General features: G+C 42.4%; 15 protein-coding genes. 7 read left to right on the forward strand and 8 right to left on the reverse strand.

Annotation, left to right across the window (positions count from 1 at the left end; translation table 11 throughout):
- Positions 1–157: 157 nt before the first annotated feature.
- The 6 genes from gyrA to dnaA form a co-directional block, all read right to left on the reverse strand.
- Positions 158–2,725 carry a DNA gyrase subunit A gene (gene gyrA / locus KTE19_RS04500; protein ID WP_217341714.1) on the reverse strand — a complete coding sequence of 856 codons (2,568 nt, stop codon included), beginning with the start codon at positions 2,723–2,725 and terminating at the stop codon, positions 158–160.
- Between the two features lie 327 nt (positions 2,726–3,052).
- Positions 3,053–4,996, reverse strand: coding sequence for a DNA topoisomerase (ATP-hydrolyzing) subunit B (gene gyrB / locus KTE19_RS04505; protein ID WP_217162196.1), 1,944 nt, complete (start codon positions 4,994–4,996; stop codon positions 3,053–3,055).
- A gap of 15 nt (positions 4,997–5,011) precedes the next feature.
- Positions 5,012–6,130, reverse strand: a complete 1,119-nt coding sequence (gene recF, locus KTE19_RS04510) for a DNA replication/repair protein RecF (RefSeq protein WP_217162197.1) — start codon at positions 6,128–6,130, stop codon at positions 5,012–5,014.
- Positions 6,127–6,369, reverse strand: coding sequence for a S4 domain-containing protein YaaA (yaaA, locus tag KTE19_RS04515; protein ID WP_289426650.1), 243 nt, complete (start codon positions 6,367–6,369; stop codon positions 6,127–6,129). The genes recF and yaaA overlap by 4 nt, the downstream gene beginning before the upstream one ends.
- 305 nt (positions 6,370–6,674) lie before the next feature.
- Positions 6,675–7,814, reverse strand: a complete 1,140-nt coding sequence (gene dnaN / locus KTE19_RS04520) for a DNA polymerase III subunit beta (protein ID WP_217162201.1) — start codon at positions 7,812–7,814, stop codon at positions 6,675–6,677.
- 193 nt (positions 7,815–8,007) lie between these two features.
- Positions 8,008–9,357, reverse strand: a complete 1,350-nt coding sequence (dnaA, locus tag KTE19_RS04525) for a chromosomal replication initiator protein DnaA (protein WP_217162203.1) — start codon at positions 9,355–9,357, stop codon at positions 8,008–8,010.
- Between the two features lie 503 nt (positions 9,358–9,860).
- On the opposite strand from dnaA, the gene rpmH reads away from it, so the two are divergent.
- The 4 genes from rpmH (at position 9,861) to KTE19_RS04545 (ending at position 12,748) form a co-directional block, all read left to right on the forward strand.
- Positions 9,861–9,995, forward strand: a complete 135-nt coding sequence (rpmH, locus tag KTE19_RS04530; protein ID WP_008857207.1) for a 50S ribosomal protein L34 — start codon at positions 9,861–9,863, stop codon at positions 9,993–9,995.
- A 59-nt stretch (positions 9,996–10,054) separates the two neighbouring features.
- Positions 10,055–10,420 (forward strand): ribonuclease P protein component, encoded by a 366-nt coding sequence (gene rnpA / locus KTE19_RS04535; protein WP_056982049.1) that lies wholly within the window; start codon positions 10,055–10,057, stop codon positions 10,418–10,420.
- A complete protein-coding gene (yidC, locus tag KTE19_RS04540; RefSeq protein WP_217341715.1) occupies positions 10,417–11,253 on the forward strand; it encodes a membrane protein insertase YidC in 837 nt (278 codons plus the stop codon). Before rnpA ends, yidC begins: the two co-directional genes overlap by 4 nt.
- 169 nt (positions 11,254–11,422) lie before the next feature.
- Complete coding sequence (locus KTE19_RS04545) at positions 11,423–12,748, forward strand: enolase C-terminal domain-like protein (protein ID WP_217162205.1); 1,326 nt, start codon at positions 11,423–11,425, stop codon at positions 12,746–12,748.
- Positions 12,749–12,853: 105 nt separating this feature from the next.
- Here the strand turns inward: KTE19_RS04545 and KTE19_RS13910 are convergent, their stop codons facing one another.
- A complete protein-coding gene (locus KTE19_RS13910; RefSeq protein ID WP_249778582.1) occupies positions 12,854–13,276 on the reverse strand; it encodes a cation transporter dimerization domain-containing protein in 423 nt (140 codons plus the stop codon).
- On the reverse strand, positions 13,209–13,808 hold the full coding sequence (locus KTE19_RS13915; protein ID WP_249778583.1) for a cation diffusion facilitator family transporter: 600 nt from the start codon (positions 13,806–13,808) through the stop codon (positions 13,209–13,211). The genes KTE19_RS13910 and KTE19_RS13915 overlap by 68 nt, the downstream gene beginning before the upstream one ends.
- 242 nt (positions 13,809–14,050) lie before the next feature.
- On the opposite strand from KTE19_RS13915, the gene jag reads away from it, so the two are divergent.
- The 3 genes from jag (at position 14,051) to mnmG (ending at position 18,339) form a co-directional block, all read left to right on the forward strand.
- Positions 14,051–14,761 carry an RNA-binding cell elongation regulator Jag/EloR gene (gene jag / locus KTE19_RS04555; RefSeq protein ID WP_217162207.1) on the forward strand — a complete coding sequence of 237 codons (711 nt, stop codon included), beginning with the start codon at positions 14,051–14,053 and terminating at the stop codon, positions 14,759–14,761.
- A gap of 218 nt (positions 14,762–14,979) precedes the next feature.
- Positions 14,980–16,374 carry a tRNA uridine-5-carboxymethylaminomethyl(34) synthesis GTPase MnmE gene (gene mnmE, locus KTE19_RS04560; protein ID WP_217341716.1) on the forward strand — a complete coding sequence of 465 codons (1,395 nt, stop codon included), beginning with the start codon at positions 14,980–14,982 and terminating at the stop codon, positions 16,372–16,374.
- A 33-nt stretch (positions 16,375–16,407) separates the two neighbouring features.
- The gene (gene mnmG / locus KTE19_RS04565; protein ID WP_217162211.1) at positions 16,408–18,339 is read left to right on the forward strand and encodes a tRNA uridine-5-carboxymethylaminomethyl(34) synthesis enzyme MnmG; all 1,932 of its coding nucleotides are present in this window, start codon (positions 16,408–16,410) and stop codon (positions 18,337–18,339) included.
- Positions 18,340–18,730 lie beyond the last annotated feature (391 nt).

An 18,730-nucleotide genomic window follows, 5' to 3' on the forward strand; every position in this document is an offset into this window, starting at 1 on the left:
AATTCATGCCTAATAACAAAAAAGCATCACCTTTCGGTGATGCTCATAAGTCGCCATCAATACGATTTGACTTTGACCCCTAAAAACCAGAATGCATTGCCCTTTTCACTTGAATTCTGGGATCAGATCGACTGTTTGTCCCATTCTTTCAAAAAAATTATTCATTATCTTGAGGTTCGTCTGTTCCTGACTGCTGATCAGACCCATCATCTGGCGTTTGTGAATGGCCATCTGAATTATCATTATCGTCCTCATCTTCTTGCTTCTCAACTTTTGCCATCGTCGCAACCTTGGCATCATCGTCCATTCTGATTAAATGAACCCCAAGCGTTGCCCGGCCAGTCTGAGAAACATCATCAACATCGAAACGAATCATGACCCCTTTATCGGTGATTAGCATGATATCTTCGGCACCGGTAACCGTTGTCAAGCCAGCCAACGGTCCGTTTTTCTCGGTAATATTGGCGGTCTTAATTCCTTTACCACCACGGCCTTTAATTGGATATTCTGCAGCAGCCGTTCGTTTACCATAACCATTTTCGGAAATGATGAAGACCTCGCTGTTTGGCTTCAATGTATCAGCACCAACAACATAGTCATTCTCCCGAAGTCTGATTCCGCGAACACCGGTTGCCGAACGACCCATTGACCGAACATCGGCAGCTTTGAAACTCACAGCGTAACCCTTATGCGTTCCAATAATAATGTTTTGATCTTGTTCAACAATCAACACATTAATCACTTGGTCATCATCTTTCAGATGGATGGCCTTTAACCCGTTACTCCGAATGTTGGCAAATTCTTCTACCGAAGTCCGTTTAACCGTTCCGTGTAATGTGACGAAGAACAAGTCTTTTTCGATATCCTTATTCTTATCGGAAATATTAATGACGGCTTCGATCTTTTCGTCGTTATTGATGTTTAACAGGTTAATGATTGGAATTCCTTTAGCCGAACGACCGTATTCAGGAATTTCATAACCCTTCATCCGGTAAACTTTTCCCGCATCGGTAAAGAATAAGAGTACATCATGAGTAGACGTTGAAACCAAATGTTCCACAAAGTCGTCGTTATGAACACCCATTCCTTGAACACCCCGGCCACCACGGTTTTGAGCTTTGAATTCAGTGGTTGGAAGGCGTTTGATGTAGCCATTGTGGGTCAAGGAAATAATCACGTCTTCTTCTTCGATCAAATCTTCATCTTCAAGGCTAAGGACTTCACCAACCAAGAGTTCAGTTCGACGGGGATCACCGAATTTATGTTGAATTTCAAGCAATTCTTCGTAAATGATTTGGTTAACCCGGTCACGACTCGCAAGAATTGCCTTGTAGTCTTCGATGTCTTTCATCAACTGGGCATATTCTTTTTCAATCTTGTCACGTTCCAAACCGGTTAATCTAACCAATCGCATATCCAGAATGGCTTGGGCTTGTTTGTCATCCAATCCAAATCCTTCGATCAATTGGTTCTTAGCAACATCCCCAGTTTGCGAACCTCGGATAATCTTGATAATTTCATCAATGTGATCCAAAGCAATTCGCAATCCTTCGAGGATGTGAGCTCGGGCTTGAGCCTTCTTTAATTCATACTGAGTCCGGCGTTTGATCACTTCAACTTGATGTTCCAAATAATAATTTAGAATTTCTTTCAAGCTGAGGATCTTTGGCGTTCCCTTAACGATTGCCAACATGTTAAAGCTAAACGATGTCTGCATTAACGTTAATTTATATAAATTATTCAAAATGACTTCGGCACTGGCATCCCGCCGAATATCGATCACAACCCGCATTCCTTCACGGTCGGATTCATCGTTAATATCAGTGATGCCTTCAATCCGTTTATCCCGGGCAAGTTCAGCGATTCGCTCAATTAATTTAGCTTTGTTGACCATGTAAGGTAATTCAGTCGCAATGATGCGCTGTTTGCCATCTGGCTTACCTTCAATTTCAACTTTAGCCCGAACAATAATTGACCCTTTACCAGTTTCATAAGCTTTCCGGATTCCGGATTTACCCATAACCACTCCGCCAGTTGGGAAGTCAGGTCCAGGCAAAACTTCCATTAAATCAGCGGTCGTTGCTTCTGGATTGTTCATTAGCACGTGGATTGCACTGATGACTTCAGACAAGTTATGCGGTGGAATGTTAGTTGCCATCCCGACAGCAATTCCTGAAGCGCCATTGACTAATAAGTTGGGAAAACGAGATGGTAAAACGCTGGGTTCACGTTCTGTACCATCGTAGTTAGGTTGGAAATCAATGGTATCTTTGTTGATATCACGAAGCATTTCCATTGCAATTTTGCTCAAGCGGGCTTCGGTATAACGCATGGCAGCCGCACCATCACCATCGACAGAACCAAAGTTACCGTGACCATCAACTAACATGTAGCGATAACTGAATGGTTGAGCCATTCGGACCATTGATTCATAAACTGCGGTATCACCGTGGGGATGGTACTTACCTAAGACATCCCCAACAATTCTGGCAGATTTTTTGTAAGGTTTATCAGGCGTAACCCCTAACTCATGCATATCGTATAAAATACGGCGATGAACAGGTTTGAGGCCGTCTCGAACATCAGGTAAAGCACGCGCAACAATTACACTCATTGCGTAATCAAGAAAAGATGTCCGCATTTTCTTGGATAGGTCAACATTGGTTATTCGACCTGGAAAGTCTCCATTGTTGTCATTTTCGTTGGCCAAACTATTTACCTCCATTCATATCAAGGGAAGAAGCCGATGTTTCATGTGAAACATTAATTTTTATTTCTGAGGAACAACTATTTATGTCGATAGGTGTTCGTTGCTGCTATATGGCGGCAAGGTACATTAACAAGCACCGTGACTTCACGCTACATAGTGGAAACGTGCTCCACCAAGCAATAGCCTGCACATAAGCACTATACTCAAACTTCTATAGATTAGGACCGCTCCGTAAAGCAGAAGTCTGCATGTAAGCACCACTGAGAAAAATTCCAGAACCGGGAATTTCCCTCAGCGGAGACTTACACTCCAACTTCTAATCGCTTTACTCCGCTCACTATTCTATACATCCAAATTCTCCACAAACGTTGCATTATCTTCAATAAACTCACGTCTTGGTTCCACTTTGTCACCCATTAACATTGAGAATACTCTGTCTGCTTCTGCAGCATCCGAAGATTCCACGCGCAACAAGTGCCGGTTCTCTGGGTTCATTGTTGTGTCCCAGAGTTGTTCCGCATCCATTTCACCTAAACCTTTGTATCGTTGAATAACAGGCTTTGGTGATGGTTGCAATGTTCCCAAGAATTGGTTTAAGTCTTCATCAGAATCAATGTATCTTGACATTTTTCCTTGACGAACTTGATACAGTGGTGGCTGAGCGACGTAAACGTAGCCTGCGTCGATCAGCGGCCTCATGTATCGATAGATGAGTGTCAACAGTAATGTTTGAATATGCGCCCCATCGACATCGGCATCAGTCATGATGATTAATTTATGGTAGTTAACTTTTGATAACTCAAAGTCTTCCCCAAAACCAGTTCCCATTGCCGTAAACAGTGACCTAATTTCTTCATTCGCCAAAATTCGGTCCATGCTGGCTTTTTCAACGTTCAGAATTTTCCCTCGAATTGGCAAAATAGCTTGGGTTAATCGGGACCGCCCCTGCTTGGCTGAACCACCGGCAGAATCCCCCTCGACAATAAACAATTCAGAAATTCGGGGGTCCTTACTGGTGTTATCAGCTAACTTACCGGGTAAGTTACTGATTTCCAAGCCACTCTTTTTTCGAGTGACTTCACGGGCCCGTTTGGCTGCGGATCGGGCTTTTGACGCTAACAAGCCACGGTCGACAATCTTGCGCGCCATTTTTGGATTTTCCATCAGGAATTTAGAGAAGTGGTCACTAAAGATCCGGTCAGTAACGGTTCTAGCATCCGAATTTCCCAGCTTGGTCTTAGTTTGACCCTCAAATTGAGGGTCTGGATGCTTGATGCTGACAACCGCAGTCGTTCCCTCACGCACATCTTCACCTGAAAGGTTGGCTTCATTATCTTTGAGGAGCTTATTTTTGCGGGCGTAGTCATTGATCACTCGGGTCAAAGCACGCTTGAAGCCCTCTTCATGAGTCCCACCTTCGTAGGTATGAATGTTATTGGTAAATGTCATCAACGTATTGTGGTAATCATTGGTATATTGAATGGCTACTTCAACGGTGATCCCGTTTAGGACACCTTCAACGTAGATTGGTTCATCAAGTAGTGTTTCTTTACTTTTGTCCAAGTATTCAACGTAATGCCTAATGCCACCCTCATACATAAAGTCCTTTTCGGTTGGTTTTTCAGGCCGTAGATCCCGAATCACAATTCGCAAGCCTTTATTCAAGAATGCTAATTCACGTAATCGAGCAGTTAACACCTTGATGTCATAAGTTGTTGTTTCACGGAAAATATCTGGATCCGGCAAGAAATGAACTCGGGTCCCATGCAAATCATCAGAAACTTCTTTGATGACTTTCATCTTGGTCTTAACGTGACCGCGAGTGAAGTCCATGTAATAAACTTTACCGTCGCGAGTCACTTCAACATCAAGTTCAGAGGACAGCGCGTTCACAACTGATGCGCCCACTCCATGCAGCCCACCAGAAACTTTATAACCGCCGCCGCCAAATTTTCCACCGGCATGTAAGATCGTGAAGACCGTTTCCAAAGCGGGCTTGCCGGTCTTCTTTTGGATATCAACTGGAATTCCCCGGCCGTCATCGGTCACAGTAATGCTGTTATCCTTTTCGATGGTAACGGTAATTTTGCTGGCAAATCCTGCCAAGGCTTCATCAATTCCGTTATCGACAATTTCCCATACTAAATGGTGAAGGCCTTGTGAGCTGGTTGTTCCGATGTACATTCCGGGACGTTTTCTAACCGCTTCAAGCCCTTCCAAAACTTGAATCTGGCTCGCGTCATATTCGTGAGCTAATTCTTTTTTAGTTTCTTTTTCATCAGCCATATTGTGTCTCCTTCACTACTTTTCCAAGCGAACATTACCGTCATCAATTCGAAATATTTTAGGGTTGGTTAATAATTCCTGCTGAACACCGCTGAGGCTGGTCGTTGTCAAAAACGTTTGTACTTTATCTTGAATGGCAGTCAGTAAGTGGGTCTGGCGAAAATCATCCAGCTCGGATAAAACGTCATCTAATAATAAAATCGGATATTCATCGGTTTGTTCTTTCATTAAATCAATTTCAGCCAACTTAACTGAAAGCGCGGTTGTCCGCTGTTGGCCCTGAGAACCAAACGATTGGACCTCTTTATCATTAATGACAAAATTCAGGTCATCCCGGTGAGGACCGATCAAGGTGGTTGAACGCATGATTTCTTTTTCTTTAATTTGTGCGAATTGCTTCAATAAGTTGCGATAAATCGTTTCGACTGAAGACAGCTGATCACTGTCAACGGCTGTTTTGTAGGCAAAAGCCAGGTCTTCTTTACCTTGTGAAATCTCTGAATGAACAACCTTTGCAAATTTTTCCAGTTTCTTAACCAGCTGCAGTCTTTGAAAAATGATCTCAGCACCATAGGCCGAAAGCTGATCGGATAAGACATCCAAGTAAACCCGATCAGATTGAACCTTGTGATGGAGATCTCTTAAGTAACGATTTCGTTGCTTTAATATCTTCTTATATTGAGCGGAATCGTATAAATAGCGATTACTCATCTGACCAAATTCCATGTCCATGAATTTTCGTCGAACTTGGGGAGCACCCTTCACGATTGAAAGATCCTCTGGGGCAAATAAAATCACATTGAGTTGGCCAACATAGCTTGAAAGCTTTGCCTGCTCTAAATGATTCACCTTCGCCCGCTTACCTTTAGGTCCCAAATCAAGTTCAATTGGTACCGATCCCAGTCTTTTTTGAAGAATCCCCTTAATCTGAGCAGTTTGACTGTCCCAGTTAATAAGTTCTTTTTCATTATTCGTTCGATGGCTTCTGGTTAACGCTAAAACGTATATTGCTTCAAGCAGGTTCGTTTTCCCTTGAGCATTTTCACCAAGAAACACGTTAATCCCATCCGAAAAATTAAGACTTTGATCGACATAATTACGAAAATGATGGAGCTCAATTTTCGTTAATTTCATTCAGAACCCTGCTTTGAATGAATAAAAAATAAGCCAACATCAGGAACCTCAACGTGATCACCATCGTATAATTTTCTGCCACGACGATCATCAGGCTCATCATTGACATTAACCGAATTTTCTTTTAAGAACCATTTCGCTTGACCACCACTACTAATAATTGCTTCTTCTTTAAGTAACTGGCCGAGCGTGATATATGGTCCATCAATGAGTATCTCTTTTTTCACAATTTCACCCACCTTTTACATATAGTATTATACCTCTAATTTCATCAAAAGTACATGCTAACAACGATTCTTGGGCATTCTCAGAACTTTTTGAGTTTTTGGGTATTTTTATCAAAAAATAGTGAAAGTTGCTAGAAACTACGTATATGAGCAATTAAATAAATCCGGGATCCTTTTTTGCTCGGAAAACAGACTGATAACTAAATGACGTTTCACATTTTTCACAAAGTCCATCTGTAAAACTAAAAAGACCTACCATCGTGATGAAGGTAAGTCTTAGTTAAAATCATAATTTTATTTTAGTAGTTGTCTGACTTCTAGAAGGTTCTGATTGGCGTAATTAATTGAATAAAACTATCACTATCTTCAGTTGGCGTTAACGTAAATGGTCGCAGTGCCGAGGTGAAATCAACATTAATGGTTGATTGGCTGAACGAACGGAGGGCATCCTTCATATAATCTGGGTTGAACGAAATCTCCAGTTGATTGCCATCAACACTCTTTGGTTCTAAATCTTCTTCAACGTTACCAACATCTGGGGAGTTGCCGTAAATTGTGACCGATTTTTGATCGGGATCCACGGTAATCTTGACCACATTATTCCTTGATTCGTGTGACAGAAGTGATGCCCGTTCGATGGCAGCTAATAGTTCTGGCGCCTCAAATGAAATTCTGGTGTCGTGAGAATCGGGAATTAATCTGGTGGTATCAGGATAGTTGCCTTCTAGTAGCCGAGAATAAAACAGGGTGTCGCCAATGACGAATAAAGCTTGGTTTTCACTGACAGACAATGAAACTTCCTCTTGATCATCGTCGATCATTCTGGATAATTCAGTCAAACTTTTGCCGGGGATGACAAAATCATAGGAACCTTCAATGGCATTTTCAAGGGTCACTTTCCGTTGGCTTAATCGATGGCTGTCGGTTGCAACTGCCATAACGTGGTTTTCAGAAATTACAAAATGAACCCCAGTCAAAATTGGGCGACTTTCTTGATTAGAAACCGCAACCACTGTCTGGCTGATAATTTGCTTGAATAGATCTGAGGCCAAAGGAATCGACGTGTTGGTTTGAATTTCTGGTAAATGAGGGTAGTTATTGGCATCTAAACCATTAATGGTAAATGAAGACTGACCAGAGGTAATCATGGTTTGGAAGTTGTCGCCGACTTCGATTGTAATCGTATCTTGTGGTAATTTTTTAACAATTTCAGTAAAGAACCTAGCAGGTAACACAATGGCACCGGCTGATTCTACCGCTAGCATGTTGTCCGGATTATCTGCTTTAATGGTTGTTTCAATAGAGATGTCCGCGTCACTACCTGTTAAGACAATAGCAGCTTGACTCGCAACTAACTTGAGTCCAGTCAAGATAGGAATTGTTGTTTTGGTAGAGATTGCTCTGGCTACCGTATTTAATGCTTTTGTAAATGCTGTTCGACCAATTGTAAATTTCATACTTTGAATCAACCTCCCGGAAAGTGGTGAAGAATATATATTTAATTAATAAAAGAAAAAGAAGTAACAGTAGGCACTGTGGAAATGTGGATAACTTTTCTGAAGTCTTTAGTTATCGCTAAGAAAGCTGTGGATAAAACTGTGCACAACTTTTACCTTTTGCTATTAATTATCCACAGGCAATTATACCATTTTAGTTGAGTGCACTTTTTATATCCGCAATTTCTTTTCGTAAATCTGCATCAATTTTAACGATTTCGGCAATTTTATCGCAAGCATGAATGACAGTGGTGTGATCTTTGCCACCAAATTCTTTCCCAATTTTAGGCAAAGAATTGCTGGTCATTTCCCGTGACAGGTACATTGCAATCTGGCGCGGCATCACGATTGATTTCATGCGCTTTTTTCCCTTTAAGTCATTAATGGACACATGAAAATAATTGGCGACCTTGTTTTGGATGTCGACAATTGAGAGCTCTCGGTTCGCTTTGGTTAACTTGAGGCCGCGTAATGCTTCATAAACCAGATCGGTTGTAACCGGCTCGTTTTTGAGCTTTGAGTAGGCTTGAACCCTTGATAGAGCGCCTTCTAGTTCCCGGACGTTGGAATCAATTTGGCCGGCAATGTAGGCTAAAGTATCGTTTGGAATCGAAAGGTTATCCAGTTTGGCTTTATTTTTCAAGATCGCAATTCGTGTTTCTAAATCAGGTGGCGTAATGTCAACTGGTAGCCCCCAGGCAAAACGTGATACCAAGCGTTCCTGAAGCTTGGGAATTTCTTGGGGGACCCGATCGGATGTCAAAACGATTTGTTTATTGTTATTGTAGAGCGCATTAAAAGTATGGAAGAATTCTTCTTGCGTTCCTTCCTTTTGGGCGAAGAATTGAATATCATCAACCATTAAAATATCGACATCTCGATATTCCCGCCGAAATTCTTCGGTGCGGTTTGTTTGAATTGCGTTGATAAAGTCATTTGTAAAGGCTTCACTGGTCACGTATTTAACGTTCGTTTCTGGATGATCTTCCAGGCGTTTATTACCAATCGCTTGCATCAAGTGGGTTTTGCCAAGACCGACACCACCGTAGAAAAACAGTGGGTTGTAAAGTTTCCCAGGTTCCTCTGAGACGATGAGTGCCGCAGCGTGAGCCATTTGATTTCCTTTGCCGATAATAAAATTATCGAACGTATAGTTTGGGTTAAGATGAGCTTCTTTGCTGAAACCCATATCTCCCTTAGGTAAGCCGTCTGAACTGGTTGACGGCGCTTCAGGTTTTGGTTCTTCCTTTTGGATATCGGAATCGAGAATAAATTTAGGTTCGATGTTTCCCTTGGTGATGATATAGGCATATTCAATCAAGTTGGGAGCCAGTTGTTGTTTCCAGTAGTCCAAGTGTAATTCAGAAGGTAGAGCTAAAGTAAGTGTGGCACCGTCAAAGCTAACGGGTGTAACCGGCTTGATCCAGGTGTCGTAAGTCAGATCAGTCGTATTGCTACGAAATTGATCGCTTAATTTTTGCCATAAAGAATCCTTATCGAGCACTTTAAATTTCCCCCTCTGATTTTTGAGTCGTTTTTGAAAAGCAAATTAATTCTAGCATTCCCGATAAAAGTTTTCCACAGGCAAAAAGGACCTGTGCATAAATGTTTCACAGGGAGTGTAAAAAGGTATAACCCACTTGTGGATAAGTGTAAAACAACAGTGAAAATATGGGTTAATCACAGGTGACTATGGATAACTAAAACTAATATCATCGGCTTTTCTAACAAAAAACAAAAAGAAATCCACACCCTGTGGATAACTTTACAAACAATCTGTTTCTCTGTGGATAACCTTGTTCATAGTGACCAAAAAAGTCAGTCAACTTTCCGGAGTTATCCACACTAATTGTTCATGAAACAAATTTTAAATTTTTTTATTTTTATCTGAACAGTCAAAAGCCTATTCCATTAATTGGTAATCTATGTTAATATGTTTGGGAAATGCATTTGAACATCTGTCATTAAATGCTTAAACGCGACTTCGAAGTAAAGGAGGATTTCAAAATGAAAAGAACATATCAACCAAAGAAGCGTCATCGCGCTCGCGTTCATGGTTTCCGTAAACGCATGAGCAGCAGCAATGGTCGTAAAGTGTTAGCACGTCGCCGTCAAAAGGGTAGAAAATCATTGTCTGTATAGACCACTGACCATTCAGTGGTCTTTTTCATATTTTTTTATCAAATTTATGGAGATGGATCATGCGAAAATCATATCGAGTAAAAAAAGAGTCGGAGTTTCAAAAGGTATTTGAGACTCATAACTCGGTTGCAAATCGTCAATTTGTTGTCTATACATTAGACAAGCCGAATCAGCCACATTTTCGCGTCGGAATTTCTGTAGGTAAAAAGATTGGTAATGCCGTACATAGGAACTGGGTGAAGAGGCGGATTCGGCAGTCATTGCTTGAATTGAAGCCTGATTTGCGACAAGATGTTGACTTCATCGTGATAGCCCGCCCATCAACGGATCAAATGTCAATGAAAGACGTTAAAGCCGGCTTGATTCACGTACTTAAGTTAGCAAAGCTGATCGATTCCAACTATGATAGTGGGGAAAAACGTTGAAAAAGAGAATAAAGAAATTACTGGTATTACTGTCACTCGTGAGTTTGACAGTTGTCCTTTCCGCCTGTAGCAATGCACCAATCACCAATCACAGTACTGGTATTTGGGATGGTTGGGTTGTTCTAAACTTCTCACGGGCAATTATTTGGTTGTCCAAGTTCTTTAGTGATAACTATGGAATGGGAATTATTATCTTTACCATTCTGGTCCGAATTGTCATCTTGCCACTGATGGTTTACCAAACCAGAAGTATGCGAAAGACCCAGGAAGTTCAGCCGCAACTGAAAGCTTTGCAGAAGAAATATTCTTCCCGTGATGCTGAAACGATGCAAAAGCTTCAGGCTGAGCAGAAGAAACTTTATGCCGAAGCTGGGATCAACCCAATTGCTGGTTGTTTGCCACTGATTGTGCAGATGCCAATCCTGTTTGCTTTGTATCAAGCAATCTGGCGAACCCATATTTTGAGAAGTGGGACGTTCTTATGGCTGCAACTTGGTCATCCAGATCCATACTTCATTTTACCAATCCTGGCGGCGGTCTTTACGTTCATTTCATCCTGGTTGGCGATGAAGGGTCAACCGGAATCAAATTCGATGACCACGATGATGACGGTCGGAATGCCGTTCTTTATTTTGATTATGGCCGTTAGCTTGCCATCCGCCTTATCACTCTACTGGGTGATCACCAACGCCTTCCAAGTAGGGCAAACGCTGGTTATTCAAAACCCATGGAAGATTCGCCGTGAGCGTGAACAAAAACAACGTGAAGAACGTAATCGTCAGCGAACAGTTCGAAAGGCGATTAGAAGAGCAAAGAAGAGTAAGAAGAAGTAGACTGACTCATTTAAATGAATCGATTCAATTAAACACAAATCCCGTCTTGGCGCATGGCCTTGGTGGGATTTTTTAAGTGGCATTCAATTAACCGGTTACATTTTCCGGTCGAACGGGTAAACTGAACTTATTAATGTGAGTGATTGTATTGATCAAAGGAGTGAAATCAATGACGGTTCCAATTATTCGGAAGATGGACGTGTATCCAGTTGCTGGTTATGACAGTATGTTACTAAACTTGAGTGGTGCTCACGGACCGTTTTTTACCAGGAACATTGTGATTTTAACGACTGATAGAGGCGTGCTGGGCGTTGGCGAAGTTCCTGGTGGCGAAAAGATTACCCAGGTATTAATCGAATCGAAATCATTAGTGATCGGTAAAAGCCTCGGTGAGTATAAGCAAGTGCTGCAAATGATGCGAAAGAAATTCAGTAAGCTGGACGCTGGTGGCCGCGGTAATCAGACGTTTGATCAGCGGATCATGATTCATGCGGTTACGGCGGTGGAGACAGCTTTCTTGGACTTGCTTGGAAAATATCTGCACGTTCCCGTTGCTGCATTGCTGGGGGATGGCCAGGTTCGCGAAAAAGTGGCCGTACTCGGTTATTTATTTTATGTCGGTGATCGAACCAAGACAGATTTACCATATTTGCATGACGATCAAAATGATGATTGGGGCAAGATTCGGCGGCAACCAGCGATGACGCCCCAGGCAATTGTTCGCCAAGCTCAGGCTGCCTATGATCGGTATGGGTTTAAGACCTTTAAGCTAAAGGGTGGCGTGTTTGAAGGCACAAAAGAGGTTGAAACCATTAAAGCTCTGCACGAAGCCTTTCCTGAGGCTAAATTAGATCTTGATCCAAATGGCGGCTGGTCTCTGAAGCAGGCGTTGACCTACGCTAAAGAATTGAAAGGAATTTTGACCTACATCGAGGACCCTTGTGGGGCAGAAGCTGGTTTTTCTGGTCGAGAAATTTTAGCTGAATTTCAAAAGACCACTTTTTTGCCGACTGCAACGAACATGGTTGATACGGATTGGCGACAAATGCGCCATGCCATCACGTTGAACAGCATTTCAATTCCGTTGGCTGATCCCCATTTTTGGACGATGGCCGGGTCAGTTCGAGTGGCCCAACTATGTGATGAGTTTGGGCTTCATTGGGGGATTCATTCCAATAATCACTTTGATATCTCATTGGCGATGGCTGCCAATGCCGCTGCAGCCGCTCCTGGTGACATCTATGCAATCGACACGCACTGGATTTGGCAAGATGGGCAATATCTGACAAAGAATCCGTATCAAATTAAAGATGGTCAATTAACGGTTCCAGCGACTAATGAAGGGTTGGGGGTGGCAATCGACCTTGAGGCTGTTCGGAAGGCGAATCAGCTGTACGAGGATCATCATCTTGGGGCCAGGGATGACGCGGCAGCGATGCAGTATTTGATTCCTGGCTGGCAATTTGATCCACATCGACCGGCGTTCGTCCGATAGAAACGTAAAACCAAGAAACGATCAAGCACCTACCCAGAGCTTTCAACTGCTGGATAGGTGCTTGTTTGTATTTAAATTAAACGATCGATGAAATCATGCTCATTTCTAATCCACGTTGGCTGGATTATCTCGCAAACTCACAGGATAGGCCATGACATCGGCGTCCAAAATATCGTATTGCGCCATCAGGGCATGTTCGACTTTTTCGCCGATCATAAACGCCGTCTTTAAGTTTGTGTCGTCATCTAGGTAAACGCCGATCTTCATGACAACTTGGTCCCCAAGCCACCGGGGTTCAATTCCTTGAACGGCGATCACACCGGGAACTTCACTAATGGTTTTGCTATACGTTTCGATTGACGACGGGTCAAATCCTTCTGTAAGCCGCATAATGGTTGTCTTGAAAATTAAGATTGACGCGTGCAAAATCAAGAAACCAACGACAATTGTGGCGACCCCATCAAGCCAATGCGCCCCTAAATACGCACCACCGTATGGAAAGAAAAGTACCCAAACTTGTCCAAGCATCACTCTTTAAATCTTGGCCAGAAGCTTTTAGGGCTTGATTATTAAGTTGAGCACCTTTCAATGAGTTGTACTTGGCCAAAATTGAAATGACGATGGCGGATAGCAAACTGATCCCCAACGACCAACTATTTGGCTGAACGGAATGTCCCTCAAGGAAATTGCGAATGGCGAACCCGCCATCGACTAAAATTTGAAGGCTGACCGCAAACATAATTGTGGCAGATAATAGGGCGGCAATATTTTCGTATTGCCAGTGGCCTAGCACGTGGTTGGAGTCCGGTGGCCGTCTGGAAACCCGTAAGCCAATAATTAAGATGGCGGCACCACAAACGCCAGTGAGGTTATTTAATCCATCGGCAATCAAAACGGTAATATGGTTCCAATACCCAATGATTAATTCAGCGGTCATGATAACTGAGTAGGCGGTCAAATTTGCCAAAGTGATCTGTTGGGCTTCTTCAAGTTTACTAAGCCGGTGCTGTCGATCTATTTGAATGTTTCGTCCTGCATCATACTGATTGATATTTGCCAATATTGACACTCCCCAAAACGAAAACCAATCGATTGTTCTCTCTTTCATTAAATTCTCAAGTAGAGGTGATTACAGTCTATTATACCGACTTCATGAAGATTTGGTTAAATGGCGATTGCAAATATATCAATTATTTTAAAGTTTCCGATTAGTTTGCGTTTTTTATCGGAAACCATTTATAAACGTTGACTTTTATGCTAGTATTAATTGGTTAAATCCATTCAAATAAAAGGGAGTTTATTATGTCAATTTACTCTGGAAAAAACATCCAAGACGCCGTAGAACAAGGACTCAATGCATTATCACTCACTCAGGACCAAGTTGAAGTAACTGTTGTTCAACAACCTAAAAAAGGATTTTTAGGATTCGGTCGCAAACCAGCTCAAGTGCAAATTACTAAAAAAAGTCTTTTTAACCCTGGTAATAAAGGGATGAACGTTCAATCAGAAACCAAACAACATCATTCTGAATCAAGTGAACCAGCTGAAAAAGTCATTGATTTAGAGGATGTTTCGCAACAACTTGCCAATTATTTAAGTGATGTCATCAAGGCAATGGGATTTTCGTTCAAATTAAAGTTGGATATTCAAAATAAACATTCAATCTACATCGATATTGATACTGACCAGGAGAGCCGTTTAATCGGGCGTCATGGTCGGACGATTAATGCGCTCCAAAACTTGTCCCAAATTTTCATTAACCGACTCGGCGCCAACAACGTTGATGTCGAGTTAGATACCGCAAATTATCGTTCCAGAAGAAGCGATGCCCTCAAACAATTGGCTGAAAAAACAGCTCGAAATGCGATTGCAAATGGCAAGCCGGTTTACTTAAACCCGATGCCTTCTTTTGAGCGCAAACAAATCCACAATGCGTTAGCTGACAATGAGTATGTCATGACGTACTCTACTGGCAAAGAACCTCACCGAGTGATCGTTGTAGCGCCAAAGTAAGCAGTTTTGTTACAAGTCCAAATTTCGATTGACAAATCACTCACTTTAAAATATCATGAAGTTAATCATTCTTATCTTAACTAGGTAAAGTAGTCAAAGTGCTTTATCCATGCTAGTTCTTTTTAGTGTGGAGTGGCGCTTTTTTTGTGCGCTGATAGTTATTTTGTGGTTTAATATCTTACTATTAGCATTGTTTTGATGCGGGAGGAAGCTTAATCATGGTTTTAACAACAACAGAATTTGATACGATTGCGGCTATTTCGACACCGCCTGGTGAAGGTGGCATTTCAATCATCCGGATTAGTGGTGAAGAGGCGTTTGACGTTGCTAAAAAAATCTATCGGGGAAAGAATCTTGATAAAGTTGCCAGCAATACGATTAATTACGGGCACATTGTCGATCCGCAAACCAACGAGGAAATTGATGAGGTAATGCTCTCTGTCATGAGAGCTCCGCACACTTATACCGAAGAAGATATTGTCGAAATTAACTGTCATGGCGGGATTGTGGCAACTAACCGCATCCTCCAGCTGGTTTTGAGTACCGGAGCCAGGATGGCTGAACCAGGGGAATTTACGAAGCGGGCCTTTTTAAATGGCCGAATTGACTTGTCTCAGTCTGAGGCGGTGATGGATTTGATCGAGGCTAAAACCGATCGGTCCATGAAGGCCGCTATTAGCCAGCTGGACGGTAATTTATCCCATTTGATTAAACACTTACGGAAAGACATTCTGGACGTGCTGGCTCAAGTTGAAGTGAACATTGATTATCCAGAGTACGATGATGTGGAAACGATGACCAGCAAGCTCTTACGAGAAAAAGCCAATGACGTCCATGCCAGAATTGTTCAGTTATTAAGTACTGCCAAACAGGGAAAAATCCTCAGGGAAGGATTGGCGACTTCGATTATTGGCCGGCCTAACGTCGGGAAATCCAGCCTGTTGAACAATTTATTACACGAAGATAAAGCGATTGTGACGGATGTTCCGGGAACGACGCGGGATGTGTTGGAAGAATACGTCAATGTTCGTGGTGTGCCATTGAAGCTCGTCGATACGGCTGGAATTCGTGATACGAAAGACAAGGTCGAAAAAATTGGGGTTGATCGTTCTCGAAAAGCGATTGACAGTGCTGATTTGGTGTTGCTGGTTTTAAACGCCAGCGAAGCCCTTACCGACGAAGATAAAAAATTATTGGCGGCGACAAAAGACAAACAACGCATCACTGTGTTAAATAAAACTGATTTACCCGTTAAATTAGATTTACAAGAAATCAAGGCAATGGCGAATGGCAAGAATGTCATTTCAACATCAGCCATTAAAGCTAATGGACTAGACCGATTAGAAGAATTGATTGCCAATATGTTCTTCAATGAGGGCATCGAAAGCAGCCAAAATGACATCATGGTGACTAATGCCCGCCATATTGGCTTGTTAAATCAGGCAAAGGGTGCCCTGGAAGATGTAATCAAGGGACTCGATGCTGGGATGCCGGTTGATTTGGTTCAGATTGATATGACCCGTTGCTGGGATTTCTTAGGTGAGATCACTGGAGACAGTTATCAAGATGAACTTATTGATCAATTATTTAGCCAGTTCTGTTTAGGAAAATAACGTGTTTCATGTGAAACATATGGAGGAATTCTGTTGAAAAGTTTACGAGTAAGCGATGTTAAACAAAAATATCGCGCAGAAGATTATGACGTGATCGTCGTCGGAGCTGGCCATGCAGGTTGTGAGGCCGCTTTGGCTGCTGCCCGGATGGGGAATAAAACGTTGCTGCTGACAATTAACTTGGACATGGTGGCATTCATGCCATGTAACCCATCTGTCGGGGGACCTGCAAAGGGAACGGTTGTCCGGGAAGTTGATGCATTGGGTGGCGAAATGGGCCGTAACATCGATAAGACCTACATTCAGATGCGGATGCTCAATACCGGTAAGGGGCCGGCTGTTCAGGCATTACGGGCCCAAGCAGATAAGCATGCCTATCATGCTGAGATGAAGCATACGATTGAAAAAGAACCCAACTTAACTTTGCGTCAGGGAATTGTTGATTCCTTAATTGTTGAAGACGGGGTCTGCAAGGGCGTCGTGACCAATACTGGTGCAAAATATCAAGCCAAGGCAGTTGTGATTGCTGCAGGGACTGCTGCCCGTGGCAAGATTATCATCGGTGAATTGATGTATGCATCAGGTCCCAATAATTCCCAACCGGCTGAAAAATTATCCGGCAACCTCGAAGAATTGGGATTTGATCTGGAACGATTCAAAACTGGGACCCCACCACGAGTTGATGGGACGACCATTGATTATTCCAAGACCGAGGAACAACCTGGAGACGAGAAACCTCATCATTTCAGTTTTGAATCAGCCGATGAGGACTACTTAGCAGTTAAGGACCAACTATCATGCTGGTTAACTTATACGAACGAAACCACTCATAAGATTATTCGCGATAATCTTGACCGCGCCCCAATGTTTACTGGCGTGATTGAAGGCGTTGGCCCTCGTTACTGCCCATCGATTGAAGATAAAATTGTCCGGTTTGCGGATAAGAGTCGCCATCAATTGTTCTTGGAACCTGAAGGCCGTAAAACGGAAGAGTGGTACGTTGACGGTTTATCTACTTCAATGCCTGAAGAGGTTCAGCAACAGATGATTCATACAATTGCTGGTTTGGAAAATGCACAAATGATGCGGCCAGGCTATGCCATTGAATATGACGTTGTTGCCCCTTATCAGTTGAAGCCGACTTTGGAAACCAAAGTGGTTAAAAATCTATTTACGGCTGGTCAAACCAATGGCACTTCTGGTTATGAAGAAGCCGCCGGCCAAGGGTTGATTGCTGGCATTAACGCTGGCCGAAGAGCTTTGGGTAAGGGACCTTTCGTTCTGAAACGAAACGAAGCTTACATCGGGGTGATGATTGACGACTTGGTCACCAAAGGAACTAAGGAACCCTATCGGTTATTGACTAGTAGAGCTGAATATCGGTTGTTGTTACGAACAGATAACGCTGATATGCGATTAACTGAGAAGGGCCATGAAATTGGCTTGATTTCAAATGACCGTTACCAAAAATTCTTAGTCAAAAAGCGGGCAATCGAAGCTGAATTAGATCGACTAAGCCAAATTCGGATTAAGCCATCTGATGAAGTCAATGCTTTTGTTCAGGAGCATGGCGACAAGCCGTTGCAGGATGGCGTTATTGCTGCGATCTTTTTGCGACGACCATACGTGGATTATCAAACGTTGCTCAGATTTATCCCAGCAGCGGATCAACCCTTGGATCGCCACGTGATTGAACAAGTTGAAATTCGGACAAAATATGCGGGTTATATCAAGAAGGCTGAACAAAGCGTTGCCAAAATGAAGAAGATGGAAGCTAAAAAGATCCCTGATCGAATTGATTACGATGCAATCGACGGTATCGCAACAGAGGCACGCCAAAAGTTGCAGAAAATTCACCCAGAAACCATCGCTCAAGCTTCAAGAATTAGTGGGGTTAATCCTGCTGATATTGCAATTTTGAGTGTTTATATCCAACAGGGAAAGATTACAAAATTGGCTGAGTAAGCCAAGGGGTAAGATTGGGACGAAAGGCGCTTTGACCCAGAATTTAAGTGAAAAAAGTAATGCATTCTGGTTTTGGAATGCATTACTTTTTTTTGCTTAAATTCTGGGATCAGCCGTTTGTCGCAAGTTTTATCAATATAAAAAGGGAAACCAAGTTGTATTTATAAGCACACTGCCGACTAACGTTAGATTGTTTTTGTATCTTTTAAAATCTTTCATTCGCTTACTTTTTAAAGGACATTTACGAACCGACGCCACCAAATAAAAGTCGAAATAGAAACTTCTGCTTCGAATGATGACCCTTTTTCTCGCATTCTCACTTAATTTGCAAATCAAAATTTCCCCTCACTAATAACAATAGAGTTATTATAAAAATGCAGGTCAGGACATA

Origin of the sequence: Lentilactobacillus dabitei, from assembly GCF_019061365.1 — a bacterium.
Lineage (GTDB): Bacteria > Bacillota > Bacilli > Lactobacillales > Lactobacillaceae > Lentilactobacillus > Lentilactobacillus dabitei.